The organism is Halorubrum sp. Ib24 (assembly GCF_002252745.1).
Taxonomy (GTDB): domain Archaea; phylum Halobacteriota; class Halobacteria; order Halobacteriales; family Haloferacaceae; genus Halorubrum.
Map to the genome: position 1 here is coordinate 104,098 of NZ_NHOX01000020.1, position 14,593 is coordinate 118,690.

Consider the following 14,593-nt stretch of genomic DNA (forward strand, 5'->3'; position numbering starts at 1 on the left):
TGGACGTTTGATGAGTTCTGACACGCACATAGTCGAAAGAGACCTCTCACAGGTCGACGCAATATTTACTGCGGGGCGCGGCCACGCGGCGCATCCGCCGCCGTTTATGCGGTCGGCCGTCAATTGCGGCGCATGGTCTCGGAGATATTCGACCCCGACGCGTGGGAGCGGGTGACCGACGAGTTCGACGACGTCACCTATCACCGCGGCGTCGACGTCCCGGTCGTCCGGATCGCGTTCGACCGCCCCGAGGTCCGGAACGCGTTCCGACCGGGCACCGTCGACGAACTGTACGCCGCGCTCGACCACGCGCGCAAGCAGGCGGACGTCGGCTGCGTCCTCCTCACCGGCAACGGCCCCTCGGAGGAGGACGGCGGCTGGGCGTTCTGCTCCGGCGGCGACCAGTCGGTGCGGGGCGGCTCCGGCTACGAGTACCGCGACGGCGACGAGGCCGGCGACGAGGACGACCCGCTCGTCAAGGAGGCGCGCGCCGGGCGACTCCACATCCTGGAGGTCCAGCGGCTGATCCGGTTCATGCCGAAGCCGGTCGTCGCGGTCGTCCCCGGCTGGGCGGTCGGCGGCGGGCACTCGCTACACGTCGTCTGCGACCTGACGCTCGCCAGCGACGAGCACGCGAAGTTCCTCCAGACCGACCCCGACGTGGCCTCCTTCGACGGCGGGTTCGGCTCCGCCTACCTCGCGAAGCAGATCGGCCAGAAGAAGGCCCGCGAGGTGTTCTTCCGCGGGAAGACCTACTCCGCCGAGGAGGCCGCGGACATGGGGATGGTCAACGAGGCGATCCCGCACGAGGAGCTGGAGGAGGCGGCGCTGGAGTGGGCCGACGAGATGACGAGGAAGTCGCCGACCGCGATGCGCATGCTGAAGTACGCGTTCAACATGACCGACGACGGCATGGTCGGCCAGCAGGTGTTCGCCGGCGAGGCGACCCGGCTGGCGTACATGACCGACGAGGCGCAGGAGGGGAGAGACGCCTTCCTCGAGAAGCGCGAGCCCGAGTTCCGCGAGCACCCCTGGCACTACTGAAGCCCGCCGCGGTCGTTTATAAGCGTGAAGCGCCCACGAAGCCGCATGGAGAAGGTAAGCCTCGCGGACGCGTTCGAGGCCATCGACGAGCGGTGGAACCCGCACCTCGCCGGCGAGCTGAACGGACAGGCGGTGAAGCTGGCGAAGGCCGAGGGCGAGTTCGTCTGGCACAGCCACGCCGACGCCGACGAGCTGTTCCTCGTCACGGAGGGGCGGCTCCGGATCGAGTTCCGCGGCGACGACGACGCGGTCCTAGAGGCCGGCGAACTGATCGTCGTCTCCCGCGGGACCGAACACCGCCCGGTCGCCGAGCCGGAGGCGCACATGCTGCTTTTCGAGCCGGCCGGCACGCGGAACACGGGCGACGTGGAGAGCGAACTGACCAGAGAGGAGCCGGAGCGCGTCGATGGCTGACGCGGGCGCTACTCCTCGGGCAGCCACGCCGGTCGAGTCACTGTCGCGTTCCCGAACTCGGTGACCTCGTACGCGGTCCGGAGGGAGAAATCGTCGTTCCCCCTCGTGACGTCGTACGCCGCGATGTACCCCGCCTCGGTGACGACGACGTGCCCGCTCGCGTCGTCCGCCGGAACGTCGCCGGGGTCTTCGATACCGGTCACGTTGTACCTGACGGCCGTCCGCCCCTCGACGGTGACCGTCTCGGTGGCGTCGAGTTCGAGCGCCGTCAGCGGCCGTCGGACCCCGTCGTGAAAAGCCACCTCGGCCGGGGTCCAGTTCTCGCGGGGGTTCCGAGTCAGCTCCTCCGTCGCCGGGTCGTACGCGAACACGCCCTCGGCGCTGAGGTAGTGGCGCAGGGTGCGGCCGAACTCCGTGTCCGACCACCGTATCGAGACGGTGTCGTTCCCGGCGTCGAAGGTCCGCACGACCGTTCGGTTGGCGTCACCGTCGGCGGTGACCATGCGACTGCGGCGGGAGGTGTTGCGAAGCGTCTCGTCGTGCGTTCGCAGCGCGACGGAGAGGTCCGCGATCCCATCCTGTGACCACCCGGACGGGTACGAGAAGCTCTCCACCGTCGATTCCGGGCCCGACGCCTGTCCGTCCGTGACGGGCAGGGCCGTACAGCCGGCCGCGAGGACGAGCGCGACCAGTGCCATCGCTCGGAGGGAGCGTCGAGGCGGGGAGGCCATACCGACAGTGGCCGGCGTTCGGTGAAGACGTTTGTGGCCGCTTCGCGCCGGACGAGGGCTCGGGCCCGCCGGACTCAGTGGAAGCCGCGGTCGACGTCGTCCTCGTCGATCAGATCCTCCAGCTCCGAGGAGAGGAGCTCCTCGGCCTCGTCGAACGTGTCGGAGAGCTCATCGAGCTCGTCCGGTCGGCCGTCGAACCGGTAGTCCATCGGCCCGAACGCCGGCGAGTCGATCGCCTCCATCACGTCCTCGAACAGGTGGTCGGGGTCCGTCGGCGCCTCGGCGTGGACCTTTAGCGTCTCGCGCAGCCGCGTCGCGACGTCCTTCGCCGCCTCCTCGTCCTCCGGCGGCGACCGGACCGCGAACCGGCCGTCAGACCCCTCGTTCGGGAGGAGGGGGTCGAGCTCGTCGTCGACCTTGCGGGCCACCCGCGCGCCGACGCCGCGGAGGTCGCGCGGGTTCTTCGCGTACGTCTTGAGGTGGTAGACGCCGACGCTCGGGTGGCCGAAGTAGAGGTCCTCGCCGAGCCCCTCGCGCCGGGAGCCGGCGACGGCCCGCCAGCCGTCCGGATCGGTCGAGTCGCTCGCGACGTCGGCGAGGATGTCGTCCCAGTCTCGTACGCGCATGTCGGCGTAACGTAGCGGGGAGAGCCGCATGAGCGTGTCGGTCGCGACGGAGACGACCGCGACGGCGGCGACCGCGACGGCACCGATACCCTCACCGACAGCGTTTTTCGAGCCCGCTCCCGATGACGGCCGTGAACGTTCGGGGGCCGATCCTCTCCGTCGGAGAGACGCGGACGGTGTCGACGTCGTACGGGGACCGGGAGCTCCGCGAGCTCCGGATCCGGCCCGAGCGCGGCGCGGCCGACCCGGTCGACGTGACGCTGTGGGGGAAGTGGGCGGAGACAGCGGAACACGCCGAGACGGGCATGGAGCTGCTCGTCACCGACGCCGAGGAGGACGAGTTCGGCGGCGAGGTCGGGTACGCGACCACGGGCGACTCGTGGGTCGTGCTCGAGCCCGACTTCCTCGTCGACGTGACCGGGATCCGCTCGTGGGTGCAGTGCCCGCGGATGTACTATTTAAATAAGCTCTCGGGGATCCCGCTCAACTACCCCGTGGTCAAGGGGACCGTCGTCCACGAGGTGTTCGGCGACCTGCTGCGCGGGATGGACCTGGAGGCGTCGGTCGCGGACCGCGTCGAGGAGGCCGGCCTCGAACTCGGGCTGTTGGGCTACGAGCCCGAGGAGGTCGCCGACGAGGTGCGCCGGAACGCGGCGGCGATCGAGGGGTGGCTCGCGCAGGGGACGCTCTCGGACGAGGACACGTGGCGGTCGGAGTTCACCCTCATCTCGTCGACGTTCGGCCTGAAGGGGCGCGCCGACGCGCTCCGCCGCGGGACCCCCGTGGAGCTGAAGACCGGGAAGAACACCAAACGGGAGCCGCGCTTCCACGACAAGATCCAGGCGGCCTGCTACGCCCTCATGCTGGACGAGCGCGGCGTCGACCCCGACATCGGGACCCTCCTGTACACGAAGAACACCGCCCTCGACCGCAACGAGGAGTCTGGCGACCTCGCGCCCGCCAAGGAGTTCTCGGTGGGGCGGGGCCTGCTGGAGTTCGTCGTCCGCGAGCGCAACGCCCTCGCGGCGATGGAGTGGCGCGCGCTCAACGACCCCGGCGAGCGCCCGACCGTTCCCACGGGGTACGAGGCCGACGCCTAGTGCCAGTACTGCTTCGAGCAGGACACCTGCATGGTCGTCTCCGGCCGCCTCGACCAAGAGTCGAAGGCGGGGTCGGTCGGGAATCCGGTCCCCGACGAGGAGCGCGACTACTTCGACCGCTTCTACGTCGCCTTGGAGGAGGAGCGCCGCGAGACCCACGCCGAGTACCGGAAGCTGTGGGAGCAGACGCCCGCGGAGCGCGCCGCCGACGACCGCGCGCTCATCGATCTGGAGCCGGTCTCGCAGACGGAGATCGACGACGCCCGGTGGGAGCTCCGCGCTCGGAAGCCCGGCGACGCCGTCTCGAAGCTCCGCGAGGGCGACGTGGCGCTCGCGAGCGACGGCGACCCGGTCGGGGGACACGCCGAGCTCGGCCGCATCACCGAACTGGGCGACGAGGTCGTCGTCGAGACCGACGAGCCGGTGGAGCTCCGGCGGCTCGACGTCTACCCCTCCGAGATCTCGGTCGACCGCTCGCTCACCGCGCTCCACGACGCGATCTTAAAAGGGAGCGATCGGCGGAAAGACGTCCTGTTCGGCCGGCGCGAGCCCGAGTTCCGGGCGGAGAGCGAGCGGCCGGCCGACGCGCCCGGAGGCGACGACCCGAACGCCCCCGACGCCTACATCGGAAACAACGCGGCCCAGAACGAGGCCGTCGAGCTCGCCGTCGACGCCGAGGACTGCGCGCTGATCCACGGCCCGCCGGGCACCGGGAAGACGTACACCATCGCCCGGACGATCCGCGCGCTCGTCGAGGAGGGCAACCGGGTGCTGCTCTCGGCGTTCACCAACCGCGCGGTCGACAACGCGCTGGAGGCGCTCCGCGATCAGGGGTTCGGCGACGTGCTCCGCGTCGGCGCCGAGACCGGCGTCCGCGGCGACATGCAGGACGTGCGCCTCGTCCAGCGCGGCGACCCGAACGCGAAGGCCGCCGAGCTGCGGGACGCGCCCGTCGTCGCCGCCACCACCGCGGCCTGCGGCTCCCGCGTGATGCGCGAGTGCGAGTTCGACGTCGCCCTCGTCGACGAGGCCTCCCAGCTCACGGAGCCGGGAACCCACGCCGCGATCAACCTCGCGGACCGGTTCGTCCTCGTCGGCGACCACGAGCAGCTCCCGCCCGTCGTCCGCGCCGAGAACGACCTCCGGACGTCGCTCTTCCAGCGTCTCATCGAGGCGTACCCCGACGCGAGCGTCATGCTCGACCGCCAGTACCGGATGAGCCAGCGCATCCAGGCGTTCGCCTCCGCGGAGTTCTACGACGGCGCGCTCCGCCCGGCGACCCCCGAAGTCGCGGGTCAGACCCTCCGCGACCTCGGCGTCGACCCCGCGGTACTCCCGGACGGGCTCGCGGGGGGCGTCGCCTTCGTCGACCCCGACGGGACCCGCGACGGCAACCGGAACGTCCGGGAGGCCGAGCGCGTCGCCGAGGTCGTCGACGCCTACCTCGCCGCCGGCGTCGCCCCCGACGAGATCGGCGTCATCGCCCCCTTCCGCGCGCAGGTCGCTGAGATCGGCGAGCGGACCCCCGTCACGGTCGACACTGTCGACCGCTTCCAGGGCTCCTCGAAGGAGGTGATCGTCGTCTCGCTGGTCGCGACGGGCGACCTCGACGGGCCGATATTCGAGGACCACCGCCGCATGAACGTCGCGCTCACGCGGGCCAAAAAGCAGCTGACCTTGGTCGGCGACGCCGGCGCGCTCGCCTCGGAGCCGTTCTACGAGCGCATGCTGGCGTGGGCGCGGCGGTAGGCGGTCGCCGGCCCGACCCGCCGCCGGTCGGCCCTACTCCTCGCTCGCGTCGGGCTCCGCCTCCGTGACGATCCCCGGCTCCTTGCTGGCGATGACGACGATCCGGTCGGTGAGGTCCTCGATCGTGTTCGCCAGCTCGTCCAGCAGGATCGCCAGCTCGCGGTAGACGAGCGGGTCCTCGATCGCGTCGTCGGCGAAGGCGGTCGCGACGGCGTCGTTGCGAAGCTCGTCGCATTCGCTCTCGAGCCCGCGGATCGCCTCGACCCCCTCCGTGAGCGTCGCGGTGGCGTCGCTCCGGGCGAGCCCGCGGACGAACCCCTCCACCACGTCGCCGAGCACCACGGTCATCTCGGCGATGCGGCTCGCCATCTCGCGCATGTCCCGGAAGGGGTCGACGTCCGCCGCCGGTTGCATCATGACGACCTCCTGGACGATCCGCTCGGTGTGGTTCGCGACGACGTCGAGCTCGTTGTAGAAGTCGAGCAGCGCCGACTCGTTGAAGTTGATCCGCGTGTTGAGCAGTCCGACGTCGTCCGGGCCGGCGTTCGTGATGATCCCGGTGATCTCGCGGACCAGCTCGTCGCACTCGCTCTCGATGGCGGCGATCTCGCCGACCGTCGCGCGGTACGGACCGTCGTTCGCGTACTCGTCGAGGGCGCGCGGGAGGAGCGCGACGCAGTCGTCGATCCGGTCGAGATACGTCCCGGTGCGTGACTCCAACCGTTCCCCGAAGTCGGCGTCGGTGGGCATGCCTCGACCCACGCGCGTCGGGAGTAAAGAGGTTCCCTCGCGTTTCGTCGATCGTGAGGATTTCGTCGGCGGTTCCCGGGAGTCGACCGTCCAGTTCTCCCTACAGCCCATCGACCGCGTCGAGCGCGGCCTCGATGTCCGGGACGTCGAACCACTCCCGGTCGGTGTAGGCGTTCGTCCCGGCCGCGTACAGCTCGGAGACCGCGTCGACGACGGCCGAGGGGAGGGGTTCGGGGTCGCGCTCGCAGAGCTCGCGCCAGTCGTCGATCTCGCGGCCCGCGACCGCCGCCTTCGCCTCCTTCACGGCCTCGACCCACTCCGGGTCGTTCGCCCGGTACCACTGCCGGACGACCTCCTTCGAGACCCCGCGGCCCCCGTACGAGAAGCGGTTCTCGTCGAACGTGCCGACCACGTCGGCGACGCGGAGCTCGCCGTCGGCGTAGAGGCACTCGATCTTCCCGTCCTCGTGGGCGAAGCCGACGGCGTCGGCGCGCTCGGTGACGACGCGGTTCACGTCGAGCGCGAGCGACTCGAGGGCGTCGACGTCGGCGGCGCCCGCGATCCGGTCGGCCTCGGCGCGGCTCAGGTAGCGGTCCTGCTCCTCGTACTTCGTGGAGAACTCCACGACCGGCTCCGGCAGGTCGACCGGCTCGTCGGGCCACTCGTCGGCGGCGATATCGGGGTCCGCGTCGAGGCCGAAGTCGGCGGGGTCGGCGCGCCGTCGCAGGCTGGAGCCGATCGGGACGCGGTTCCGGAAGACGACCTCCAGCGGGACGAGGTAGTTCCCGCCGCCCGCGGCGCGGAAGGCGTCGTAGTCGTAGCCGGCCTCGGGCCCTTCGTACGGCAGGTCGGGGACCTGCGTCAGGTCGATCGCCATCTCCGTCGGCGGGGCGGTCGCGTCGGCGAGGGCGACGGTCTCGCCCGTGTCGGCGTCCGCGACCCCGCGGTAGTGAGTCGGGAGGCCCTCGGCCTCCAGCAGCTCGAAGTTGAACGCGCCCATCGCGCAGAGGCTCGCGCCCTTCCGCGGGATCGCGTCGGGCATCTGGCCCCAGTCGAACACCGAGTACGCGTCCGTGAAGACGAACCGACCCCGCCCGAGCGAGTCGGCGGTCGCGGGCTCGTCGACGCGGAACTCCTTGACGCTCGTCATACCACACTCGGCGACCGCCTCCGCAATGAATCTTTCACTTACGTGGTCACCTCCCGGGTTCGATCGGATAAACGATCCACGACTGTGCTGTGTTCCCGGACGACTGCGCGGTCCCCTCCGGCGGCGACTCGGACCGGTCCGACCGCCGCGACCGCATCGAAAGGACCGGTCCGACCGCCGCGACCGCATCGAAAGGACCACACCCGTCGCGGGCGCATCGCCGTTCATGCACGAGGCGCGCGAGGTCGCCGTCCTCCGCTACGGCCACCGGCCCGGACGCGACGACCGCATGACGACGCACGTCGGGCTCACGGCCCGGGCGCTCGGCGCTGACCGCGTGGTCTTCCCCGACAACGCCGGCCAGTCCGCGGAGACGGTGCGGGACATCACCGACCGGTTCGGCGGCCCCTTCGCGGTCGAGCTCCGCGGGGACCAGAAGGCGATCGTTCGAGGCTGGGAGGGCGTCGTCGTCCACCTCACGATGTACGGCGAGCGCGTGCAGGACGTCGAAGAGGAGATCCGGGAGGCGGCCGGGCTCCCGGACGCGGCCGAGAGCCCGACGACGCCTCGCGACCTCCTCGTCGTCGTCGGCGGCGAGAAGGTGCCGTGGGCGCTGTACGAGCGCGCCGACTTCAACGTGGGCGTGACGAACCAACCGCATTCCGAGGTCGCCGGGCTCGCAGTGTTCTTAGACCGGCTGTTCGAGGGCACCGAGCTGGACCGCGAGTGGGACGACGCAGATCGGAAGGTGATCCCGGAACCGACCGGGAAGACGGTCGTCGACGCCGACGAGGGCGACGACGGGCCGGACTGACTCGGGGCTCTCGTCGCGCTCCTACCGGGGCGGGATCACTCCTCGTCGATGCCCGCCAACTCCGACGCGTCGTCGACGACCTCCGGCGTCCCGCTCAGGATGCCGCGGAGCCCCGTCATCGGCTCGCCGACCGCGACGCCGTCCTCGGTGATCCGGAACTCGCGGATCGTCCGCTCGAAGTCGCTCGTCCGCTTCTTCAGGACGCCGATCGCCTTCCGCATCTCGCCTTGGACCTCCAAGTGCCGGAGGAAGACGATGTTGTCCGCGAGGTAGCTGATGTTCTCGACGGTCGCCTGAAACTGACCGGTGATGTTGCGCGTCTCGTCGATGAAGATGGCGGTCGCACCCATGTTCTTGAGGTACCGCCCCAGAGCGTGCATCTGCTGGAGCATCATCCCTTCCTCGCCGCGGAGCGTGAGCCGGTACCCCGCGATGCCGTCGACCATCACGATGTCCGCCCCACGCTCCTCGACCTCCTCGCGGACCATCCGGGCGAACTCCTGTGGCGACCGTTCGAGGGCCTCCACCTCGTTCACCTGGAGCGTCCCCCGCTCGATCATCTCGTCGGCCGGGATGTCGACGGCGCGGGAGCGCGTGAGGAACGTCTCGCGGTTCTCCTCGAACAGGTAGATGACCGAGCGCTCGCCGCGCTCGGCGGCCTCCTTCATGAACTGCGTGCTCAGCGTCGTCTTCCCGACCCCGGTCGGCCCGCTGACGATACTGACCGTGCCGCGTTCGAGCCCTCCGTGGAGCAGCTCGTCGACCCCCTCGATCCCCGAGGAGATCTGCTCGAAGTCGAAGTCGCCGTCGTGCTTCCCGGCGTGCAGCGCCGGGTACACCTCGATGCCGTGGTCGGTCACCCGGTAGGCGTGGTCGCCGTTCAGCGTCGACGACCCGCGGAACTTCGGCACCTCGATCGTCTTCCCGTACTCCTCCGTGCCCAGCCGGATCGACCCGTCGGTGATGAACTCCAGGTCGTCGGTCGGAAGCGAGGGGGTGTTCTGGACCGTGAACGCCACGGTCGCGCCCTGGTCCTTCAGGAACCGCATGAACCCGACCACCTGCTTGCGGAACTGGTAGTCGTCCGACAGCAGGAACCGGAGCTGGGTCAAGGGGTCGACGACGACGCGGTCGGGGTCGACCGCGGTGACGCCGTCCACGATCTGCTCGGTGAGCGGCTCGCTCTCGACCTCCGACGGCGCGAACACCTCGTACGACTGCTCCTCGGTGAACACGTCGGCGCCCGGGCTCAGGTCGAGGAACTCGATCGCGTCCGTGTCGAAGCCGAGGGCCGCCGCGTTCGACTCGAGGTCGCGGACGTCCTCCTCCAAGTTGATGAACAGCGACGTCTCTCCCTCGTCGACGCCCCGCTGGAGGAAGTGAAGGCTGAGGATCGTCTTCCCGCTGCCCGCCTGACCCCGTATCATGTAGCTTCGATCCGGGATCAGTCCCCCGGACAGGATCTCGTCGAGGCCCGGGATGCCGGTCGACACGCGCTCGGGCAGTGACTCGGACATACCGATCCCTCCGCACGCGGGGTAGTTAATGAATGGGTAACTCTTAGTGGCCGTGTACTCACCGTCCACGAGAGATGGACACGGGTCCAGAGGGGCTCGCCGACGGTGCGCCCTCCCGAGGCGGCGGCGTCGACAAGCCCGCCGAGGAGGCCGCCGACATCGGACCCGCGGACCGGACCGACGACGCCCCGAACGGAGGCGCGCCTGAGTCCGACCGGGACCCGCGAGTACTGCTTTTCATGCGGCCGGGACGCGACCGAGAGCTGGTGTCCGAGGCCCTGAGCGATCGGTTCCGGACCGACGCGACGACCGACGTGGAGTCGCTCGACTCGACGTTCGACTGCTGCGTCTTCGACGCCCGCGAGTTCAACCGCGTCGCCGGGTCGATCCAGCGGCGGCGAGAGCTGGCCGCTCCCGTCTTCCTCCCGTTCGTCCTCCTCGTGAGCGACGGCGCGGGCGCCCCGGCTGAGAAGACGTGGGACTACGTCGACGACGTCATCCGGCTGCCGGTTCGGAAGCGGGCCCTCCGCATCCGGGTCGGCAACCTCGTCGAGCGGCGTCGCACCTCGCTCCGGCTCGCGGCCCGGGAGCGGAAGCTCGAAGAGACCGTCGAGGACCTCCGACTGAAGGAGCGCGCGATGGACGAGGCGCCGGTCGGGATCACGATCGCCGACGTCGACGAGAGCGGCGACGGGGACAACCCGCTCGTGTACACGAACGACGAGTTTGAGGCGCTCACCGGCTACGGCACCGAGGTGTTCGGCTCGGACTGCCGGTTCCTTCAGGGCGAGGACACCGACCCGGAGACGACCGCGGCGATCCGAGAGGCGATCGACGAGGAGCGGCCGGTCGGGGTCGACGTCCTGAACTACCGCCGCAACGGCCAGAAGTTCTGGAACCGACTCACGGTCGCTCCCATCCGCGACGAGGCGGGGACGGTCACCCACTACGTCGGGTTTCAGACGGACATCACCGACCGGAAGATCCGGGAGCGCCGGATGGAGGTGATGAACCGCGTGCTCAGCCACAACCTCCGGAACAAGATGAACCTCATCTCGGGGTACACGGAACTGCTGCGGCAGGCCGTCGACGACGACGAGGCGCTCGGTTCGCTGGAGGTGATCGACGAGACGACGGACGACCTGATGGGGCTCGCCACCGCGGTCCAGAAGCTCGACCGGACGCTCTCGGGGCCCTCGACGGCCGGGACCGCCGTCGCGCTCCGCGATCGCCTGATCGAGGTGCGATCGAGGGTTCGAGACAGGTATCCCGAGGCGTCGGTGACCCTCTCGCTGCCGCCCGACGACCCGCTCGAAACGACGGTCTCCGGACTGGTGACGGCGATCGAGGAGGGAATGGAGAACGCCGTCAAGCACAACGACGGTCGGAGCCCGTCGGTCGAAGTCGACGTCGAGTGGGAGTCGGGGGAGTGGCTCGCGATCGAGATCGCGGACGACGGTCCGGGCATCCCGGACCACGAGACGCGCGTGCTCGAACTCGGCGAGACGTCGCTGAACCACGCGGACCGGCTGGGGATCTGGCTGATCTACTGGGTCGTGGCCAAGGCCGGCGGGGAGTTCTCGGTCGACACGTCGAGCGAGGGGACCACGCTCCGGCTGGCCGTGCCCGCGCACCCCTGAGGCGGCCTCGGCCGCGACGGCCCGGATCGGTCGGCGCCCGTCACAGCGACCGCTTCGACCGCAGCAGCGCGAGCCGGAGGCGCGCCTCCTGTCGGCTCGTCCCCCGCACGCGGCCCGTCTCGGCGTCCGCCATCGAGGCGAGCGACAGCCGGTCGAGCAGGGGCGGCCAGTCGGCGGCGCCCGCCGCCTCGCCCGCGAACGCGACCGCGTTCCCGAGCCCGTCGCGCTCGGCGCTCCCGAGCCGCGCCACCGCGGCGTCGGCGTCCCGGCGGCCGCCGCCGACGTAGAGCCGGTCGCCGAGGGCCGCGGGCGCCCACGCCGGCAGCAGGAGCAGCCACAGCAGGGCGCCGGCGACGGTGTACGCCCGCGGCGGGATCCGGTTCCCCTCGGGCTCGTACCCGTGGATCCGGTTGACGCGCCGGTCCGCCGCGCTCCGGTCGGCGCGGCGGCCGACGAGCAGCGTCGCCAGCAGCGCCACCGTCTCGACGAGCGCCAGCGCCGGCAGCAGGGCCGTGGTGACCGCCGCCTCGCGGGTCCGAAGCCGCACGAGCGCGTGGCGGAGCGCGGCGTCTCGGTCGGCCGCCGGGAGGGAGAGCAGCCGCGTCGAGACGACGAGCCGCGCGCCCCGGTGACCGTCCGCGACGGCGACGTTGGCGGCGTCGGCGCGGACGACCGTCACCGCCGGGACGTCGACGCCGACCTCCCCGGCGAGTGTCGCGACGCGGTCGGCGACGAATCGCCGGCGGGTCGTCGATCGGCCTCAGGGAGGCGGCGCGATCCGCGGTCGACGAGCACCGGGCGGCTCCGACAGAATCCGACCCCCCTAAGAGATCACGGCGCGCGAGGGTGTCCGCGGTCAGCGCGCGCGGCGACCGGCGGGACCGCTGCGAGCGGACGGTCGTCCGGCGGAGCGACGCGCAGGAGCAGCGGCGCGGGCGAGTGCGCGTACGCTCCCCCCAGAAAAAGCGAAACGCCGGCTGGCGAATGCTGCGTGTGCGCGACCGTCGGAGTGCGACGTACTCCCAGAGAACGTCGCTCCTGAACCGCTTTCGCTCCCGGCTTGAATCGTAAATTGAGGAAGAAACACGGCTGGGTAAACTTTGCGCGGGAGCGCCGCGCGGGAGTTCACCCACTGCGGAACAGGTGGTGGGTCTCGCGACGCAGGGCGGTGCCGCGTACGGTCGGATCCCTAGGTCGACGCGGACCCGACGATAGTCGGCGGAGTATGACATTTCGAGGGTGTAATCATAAACGAATTGCCACTAATTATCTGGCTGAGAGGCGCCCGTTCCGATTAGGCATCTATCAGGACGTGAAGCGCCGCTGCCGAGACGTGTCGTGTCCTCGAGGCTCCGGAGTCCTGCGCGTGGGGCTGGAGCGGGGGTGTAACTGCCGACCGGAGCGTCGGGGAGGTCGGGCGTACGTTGGCTTGGCCGCGGTCCGGTCCGACGGGCGAGGTCACGACGAGGAGTGGCGGACGAGCTTCGGGTTGGAGCTCACGGACGTCCGACGCGCGCTCGTTCATCCTGTTACGAGACGACCTCCGACGTACGCCCCGACAATCGTCACTATTGACTATACGACAACACCGGAGAACCTCGAAGGAGGAGATGTTACCGTTCCTCGAGGCCCTCGAAGGGCGGAGAGTCGAGCGCCACCCACGAGTTCACCTCTGTTGGAGGTGTTTCTATCCGCTATCGGTTCGCGAGCGATGGACTTCGGCTTCGAGTGTCCGAGTGCGGCTGCGTCGAAGCGATGGAAACACCTCCATGCGATGACGGCGCGTCGGATGGCTCGTGACGATGCTCAAGTGACGTGACGGGCGATGGTGCGGTGGGTCTTCGCAAACAAGGTTACGCGATCGGGACGCCCCGACGCGCTCGACGGGATGATCCTCGTGCCAACACTCCGAATACCTCGACTGCAGTCCGCCCACGACTCCCCAAATGACCCTGAACCGCAGCGCCGATCGCCCGAAACGTGCTCGCGAACGTGCGAATCGTCCACACGCGCCACGCCGGCGATGGAGTACGTCGCACCTCGATCGTGACGACGACGGTTCGCACGCGATTCCTCCCCGCCACGAGATCGGTACGGGGTCGCGCGCAGGTCGTCGAGCGGTTCGGGCTCGTCCAGCCACCTCTCCGGTCCGGTCGTCATACGGCGGCGACGTCGGCGACCCGGACGCCGAGCCGAGCCGCCTCGCCGACGACGAGCGCGAACCGCCTTACGACTGGCAGCGCGGGAACGGCCCGGGCAACGTCAACTCTGCGACACGCGGCGAGGAGCGCGCGACGGTGAAGCCTCGCGGGCCACGCACAGGACATCGTCACGTGGAGCGGCTCGATCTTAGACAGCATCGTCATGCACCGAGAACACCGACCGACCGGGGCTGGCTCGGCCGCGATTCGGCTGTACCCTCCGCGGGAGATTGCGCTGCATTCGTACATGACCGTGAACCGACGATTCGACCTCGCGGTCGCCGTCGGTCGCGCTGCATCCGTCAGCGCCGGCTGTCTCACCTGACAGTCACACGGACGCGCGAGATCGCGAACGAGACTGCCTCGACCGGCGGAGCCGTCCGACCATGTACGAGTTTCGACACGACCGCGACTGCCGCGCACCTCTCGACCGGAGCAGTACACCTCGTGTATCGACGTTCTCCGACGGTCGAGGAGCTCGCGGGCTGTACAGGCAGCTCCGTACGCCGGCGGAACAGCGCTGGAGTTCGAAGGCGTTTTCGGTACCGCGCACCGCCGACGGCGATCGTGCTGAACGCAGCGATTCCGGCTCGCGGACGCGAGGGTCGACCGGCGGCCCGACGAGACCGTGGGTCGCTTCCCGAGGGGACGGCGAGGACAGGTCGCCTTTCTCGGCGGCCGGCTCGCCCCGCGGTTCACCACGGCGGTCGTACCGTCGACGGTCGTACGCGGTGACGCTCCCCCCGGTCAGCACGACCTTTCCTCTACAACGTCGCCCCGCGACAGAATCGAGACGCGCCCGACCGATCACCTGAGTCGTGAAGGCGGTCTCTCAGTCGACCCCAGACCACCTGTCG

General features: G+C 70.1%; 10 protein-coding genes and 2 pseudogenes. 5 read left to right on the forward strand and 7 right to left on the reverse strand.

The genetic code is table 11. From position 1 onward, the window contains the following. Positions 1-132 precede the first annotated feature (132 nt). A complete protein-coding gene (locus tag DJ82_RS04830) occupies positions 133-1,044 on the forward strand; it encodes a 1,4-dihydroxy-2-naphthoyl-CoA synthase (protein WP_094557404.1) in 912 nt (303 codons plus the stop codon). Between the two features lie 45 nt (positions 1,045-1,089). Continuing rightward, a complete protein-coding gene (locus tag DJ82_RS04835) occupies positions 1,090-1,458 on the forward strand; it encodes a cupin domain-containing protein (protein ID WP_094581192.1) in 369 nt (122 codons plus the stop codon). 8 nt (positions 1,459-1,466) lie between these two features. On the opposite strand, the gene DJ82_RS04840 is transcribed toward DJ82_RS04835, so the two are convergent. Both DJ82_RS04840 and DJ82_RS04845 read right to left on the reverse strand, forming a co-directional pair. Continuing rightward, a complete protein-coding gene (locus tag DJ82_RS04840) occupies positions 1,467-2,156 on the reverse strand; it encodes a hypothetical protein (protein ID WP_241881421.1) in 690 nt (229 codons plus the stop codon). A 107-nt stretch (positions 2,157-2,263) separates the two neighbouring features. Continuing rightward, on the reverse strand, positions 2,264-2,815 hold the full coding sequence (locus tag DJ82_RS04845) for a hypothetical protein (protein WP_094581194.1): 552 nt from the start codon (positions 2,813-2,815) through the stop codon (positions 2,264-2,266). Between the two features lie 131 nt (positions 2,816-2,946). Here DJ82_RS04845 and DJ82_RS04850 point away from each other — a divergent pair. Then, positions 2,947-5,664: pseudogene (locus DJ82_RS04850) on the forward strand (AAA domain-containing protein). A gap of 33 nt (positions 5,665-5,697) precedes the next feature. Here the strand turns inward: DJ82_RS04850 and DJ82_RS04855 are convergent. Both DJ82_RS04855 and DJ82_RS04860 read right to left on the reverse strand, forming a co-directional pair. Further along, entirely contained in the window at positions 5,698-6,414 is a 717-nt protein-coding gene (locus tag DJ82_RS04855) for a DUF47 domain-containing protein (RefSeq protein ID WP_094581195.1), read from the reverse strand. Positions 6,415-6,514: 100 nt separating this feature from the next. Continuing rightward, a complete protein-coding gene (locus tag DJ82_RS04860) occupies positions 6,515-7,564 on the reverse strand; it encodes a phosphoribosylaminoimidazolesuccinocarboxamide synthase (protein ID WP_094581196.1) in 1,050 nt (349 codons plus the stop codon). 226 nt (positions 7,565-7,790) lie between these two features. Here DJ82_RS04860 and DJ82_RS04865 point away from each other — a divergent pair, with 226 nt between their 5' ends. Then, on the forward strand, positions 7,791-8,378 hold the full coding sequence (locus tag DJ82_RS04865) for a tRNA (cytidine(56)-2'-O)-methyltransferase (RefSeq protein WP_094557417.1): 588 nt from the start codon (positions 7,791-7,793) through the stop codon (positions 8,376-8,378). 35 nt (positions 8,379-8,413) lie between these two features. On the opposite strand, the gene DJ82_RS04870 is transcribed toward DJ82_RS04865, so the two are convergent. Continuing rightward, a complete protein-coding gene (locus tag DJ82_RS04870; protein WP_094581197.1) occupies positions 8,414-9,895 on the reverse strand; it encodes an ATPase domain-containing protein in 1,482 nt (493 codons plus the stop codon). A gap of 74 nt (positions 9,896-9,969) precedes the next feature. Between DJ82_RS04870 and DJ82_RS04875 the strand changes: the two genes are divergently transcribed. Next, positions 9,970-11,535 (forward strand): PAS domain-containing protein, encoded by a 1,566-nt coding sequence (locus DJ82_RS04875; RefSeq protein ID WP_094581198.1) that lies wholly within the window; start codon positions 9,970-9,972, stop codon positions 11,533-11,535. A gap of 40 nt (positions 11,536-11,575) precedes the next feature. On the opposite strand, the pseudogene DJ82_RS04880 reads toward DJ82_RS04875, so the two are convergent. Both DJ82_RS04880 and DJ82_RS15670 read right to left on the reverse strand, forming a co-directional pair. Then, positions 11,576-12,333: pseudogene (locus DJ82_RS04880) on the reverse strand (hypothetical protein); the annotation flags it as partial. 1,358 nt (positions 12,334-13,691) lie between these two features. Further along, on the reverse strand, positions 13,692-13,985 hold the full coding sequence (locus DJ82_RS15670; protein WP_394338185.1) for a hypothetical protein: 294 nt from the start codon (positions 13,983-13,985) through the stop codon (positions 13,692-13,694). Positions 13,986-14,593 lie beyond the last annotated feature (608 nt).

What these genes read in the sequence shown, in the direction of transcription:
- DJ82_RS04875 (WP_094581198.1), top strand. Translation starts at nt 9,970, where the DNA reads ATGGACACGGGTCCAGAGGGGCTCGCCGACGGTGCGCCCTCCCGAGGC.
- DJ82_RS15670 (WP_394338185.1), bottom strand. Translation starts at nt 13,985, where the DNA reads ATGTACGAATGCAGCGCAATCTCCCGCGGAGGGTACAGCCGAATCGCG.
- DJ82_RS04870 (WP_094581197.1), bottom strand. Translation starts at nt 9,895, where the DNA reads ATGTCCGAGTCACTGCCCGAGCGCGTGTCGACCGGCATCCCGGGCCTC.
- DJ82_RS04830 (WP_094557404.1), top strand. Translation starts at nt 133, where the DNA reads ATGGTCTCGGAGATATTCGACCCCGACGCGTGGGAGCGGGTGACCGAC.
- DJ82_RS04855 (WP_094581195.1), bottom strand. Translation starts at nt 6,414, where the DNA reads ATGCCCACCGACGCCGACTTCGGGGAACGGTTGGAGTCACGCACCGGG.
- DJ82_RS04840 (WP_241881421.1), bottom strand. Translation starts at nt 2,156, where the DNA reads ATGGCACTGGTCGCGCTCGTCCTCGCGGCCGGCTGTACGGCCCTGCCC.
- DJ82_RS04845 (WP_094581194.1), bottom strand. Translation starts at nt 2,815, where the DNA reads ATGCGCGTACGAGACTGGGACGACATCCTCGCCGACGTCGCGAGCGAC.
- DJ82_RS04835 (WP_094581192.1), top strand. Translation starts at nt 1,090, where the DNA reads ATGGAGAAGGTAAGCCTCGCGGACGCGTTCGAGGCCATCGACGAGCGG.
- DJ82_RS04860 (WP_094581196.1), bottom strand. Translation starts at nt 7,564, where the DNA reads ATGACGAGCGTCAAGGAGTTCCGCGTCGACGAGCCCGCGACCGCCGAC.
- DJ82_RS04865 (WP_094557417.1), top strand. Translation starts at nt 7,791, where the DNA reads ATGCACGAGGCGCGCGAGGTCGCCGTCCTCCGCTACGGCCACCGGCCC.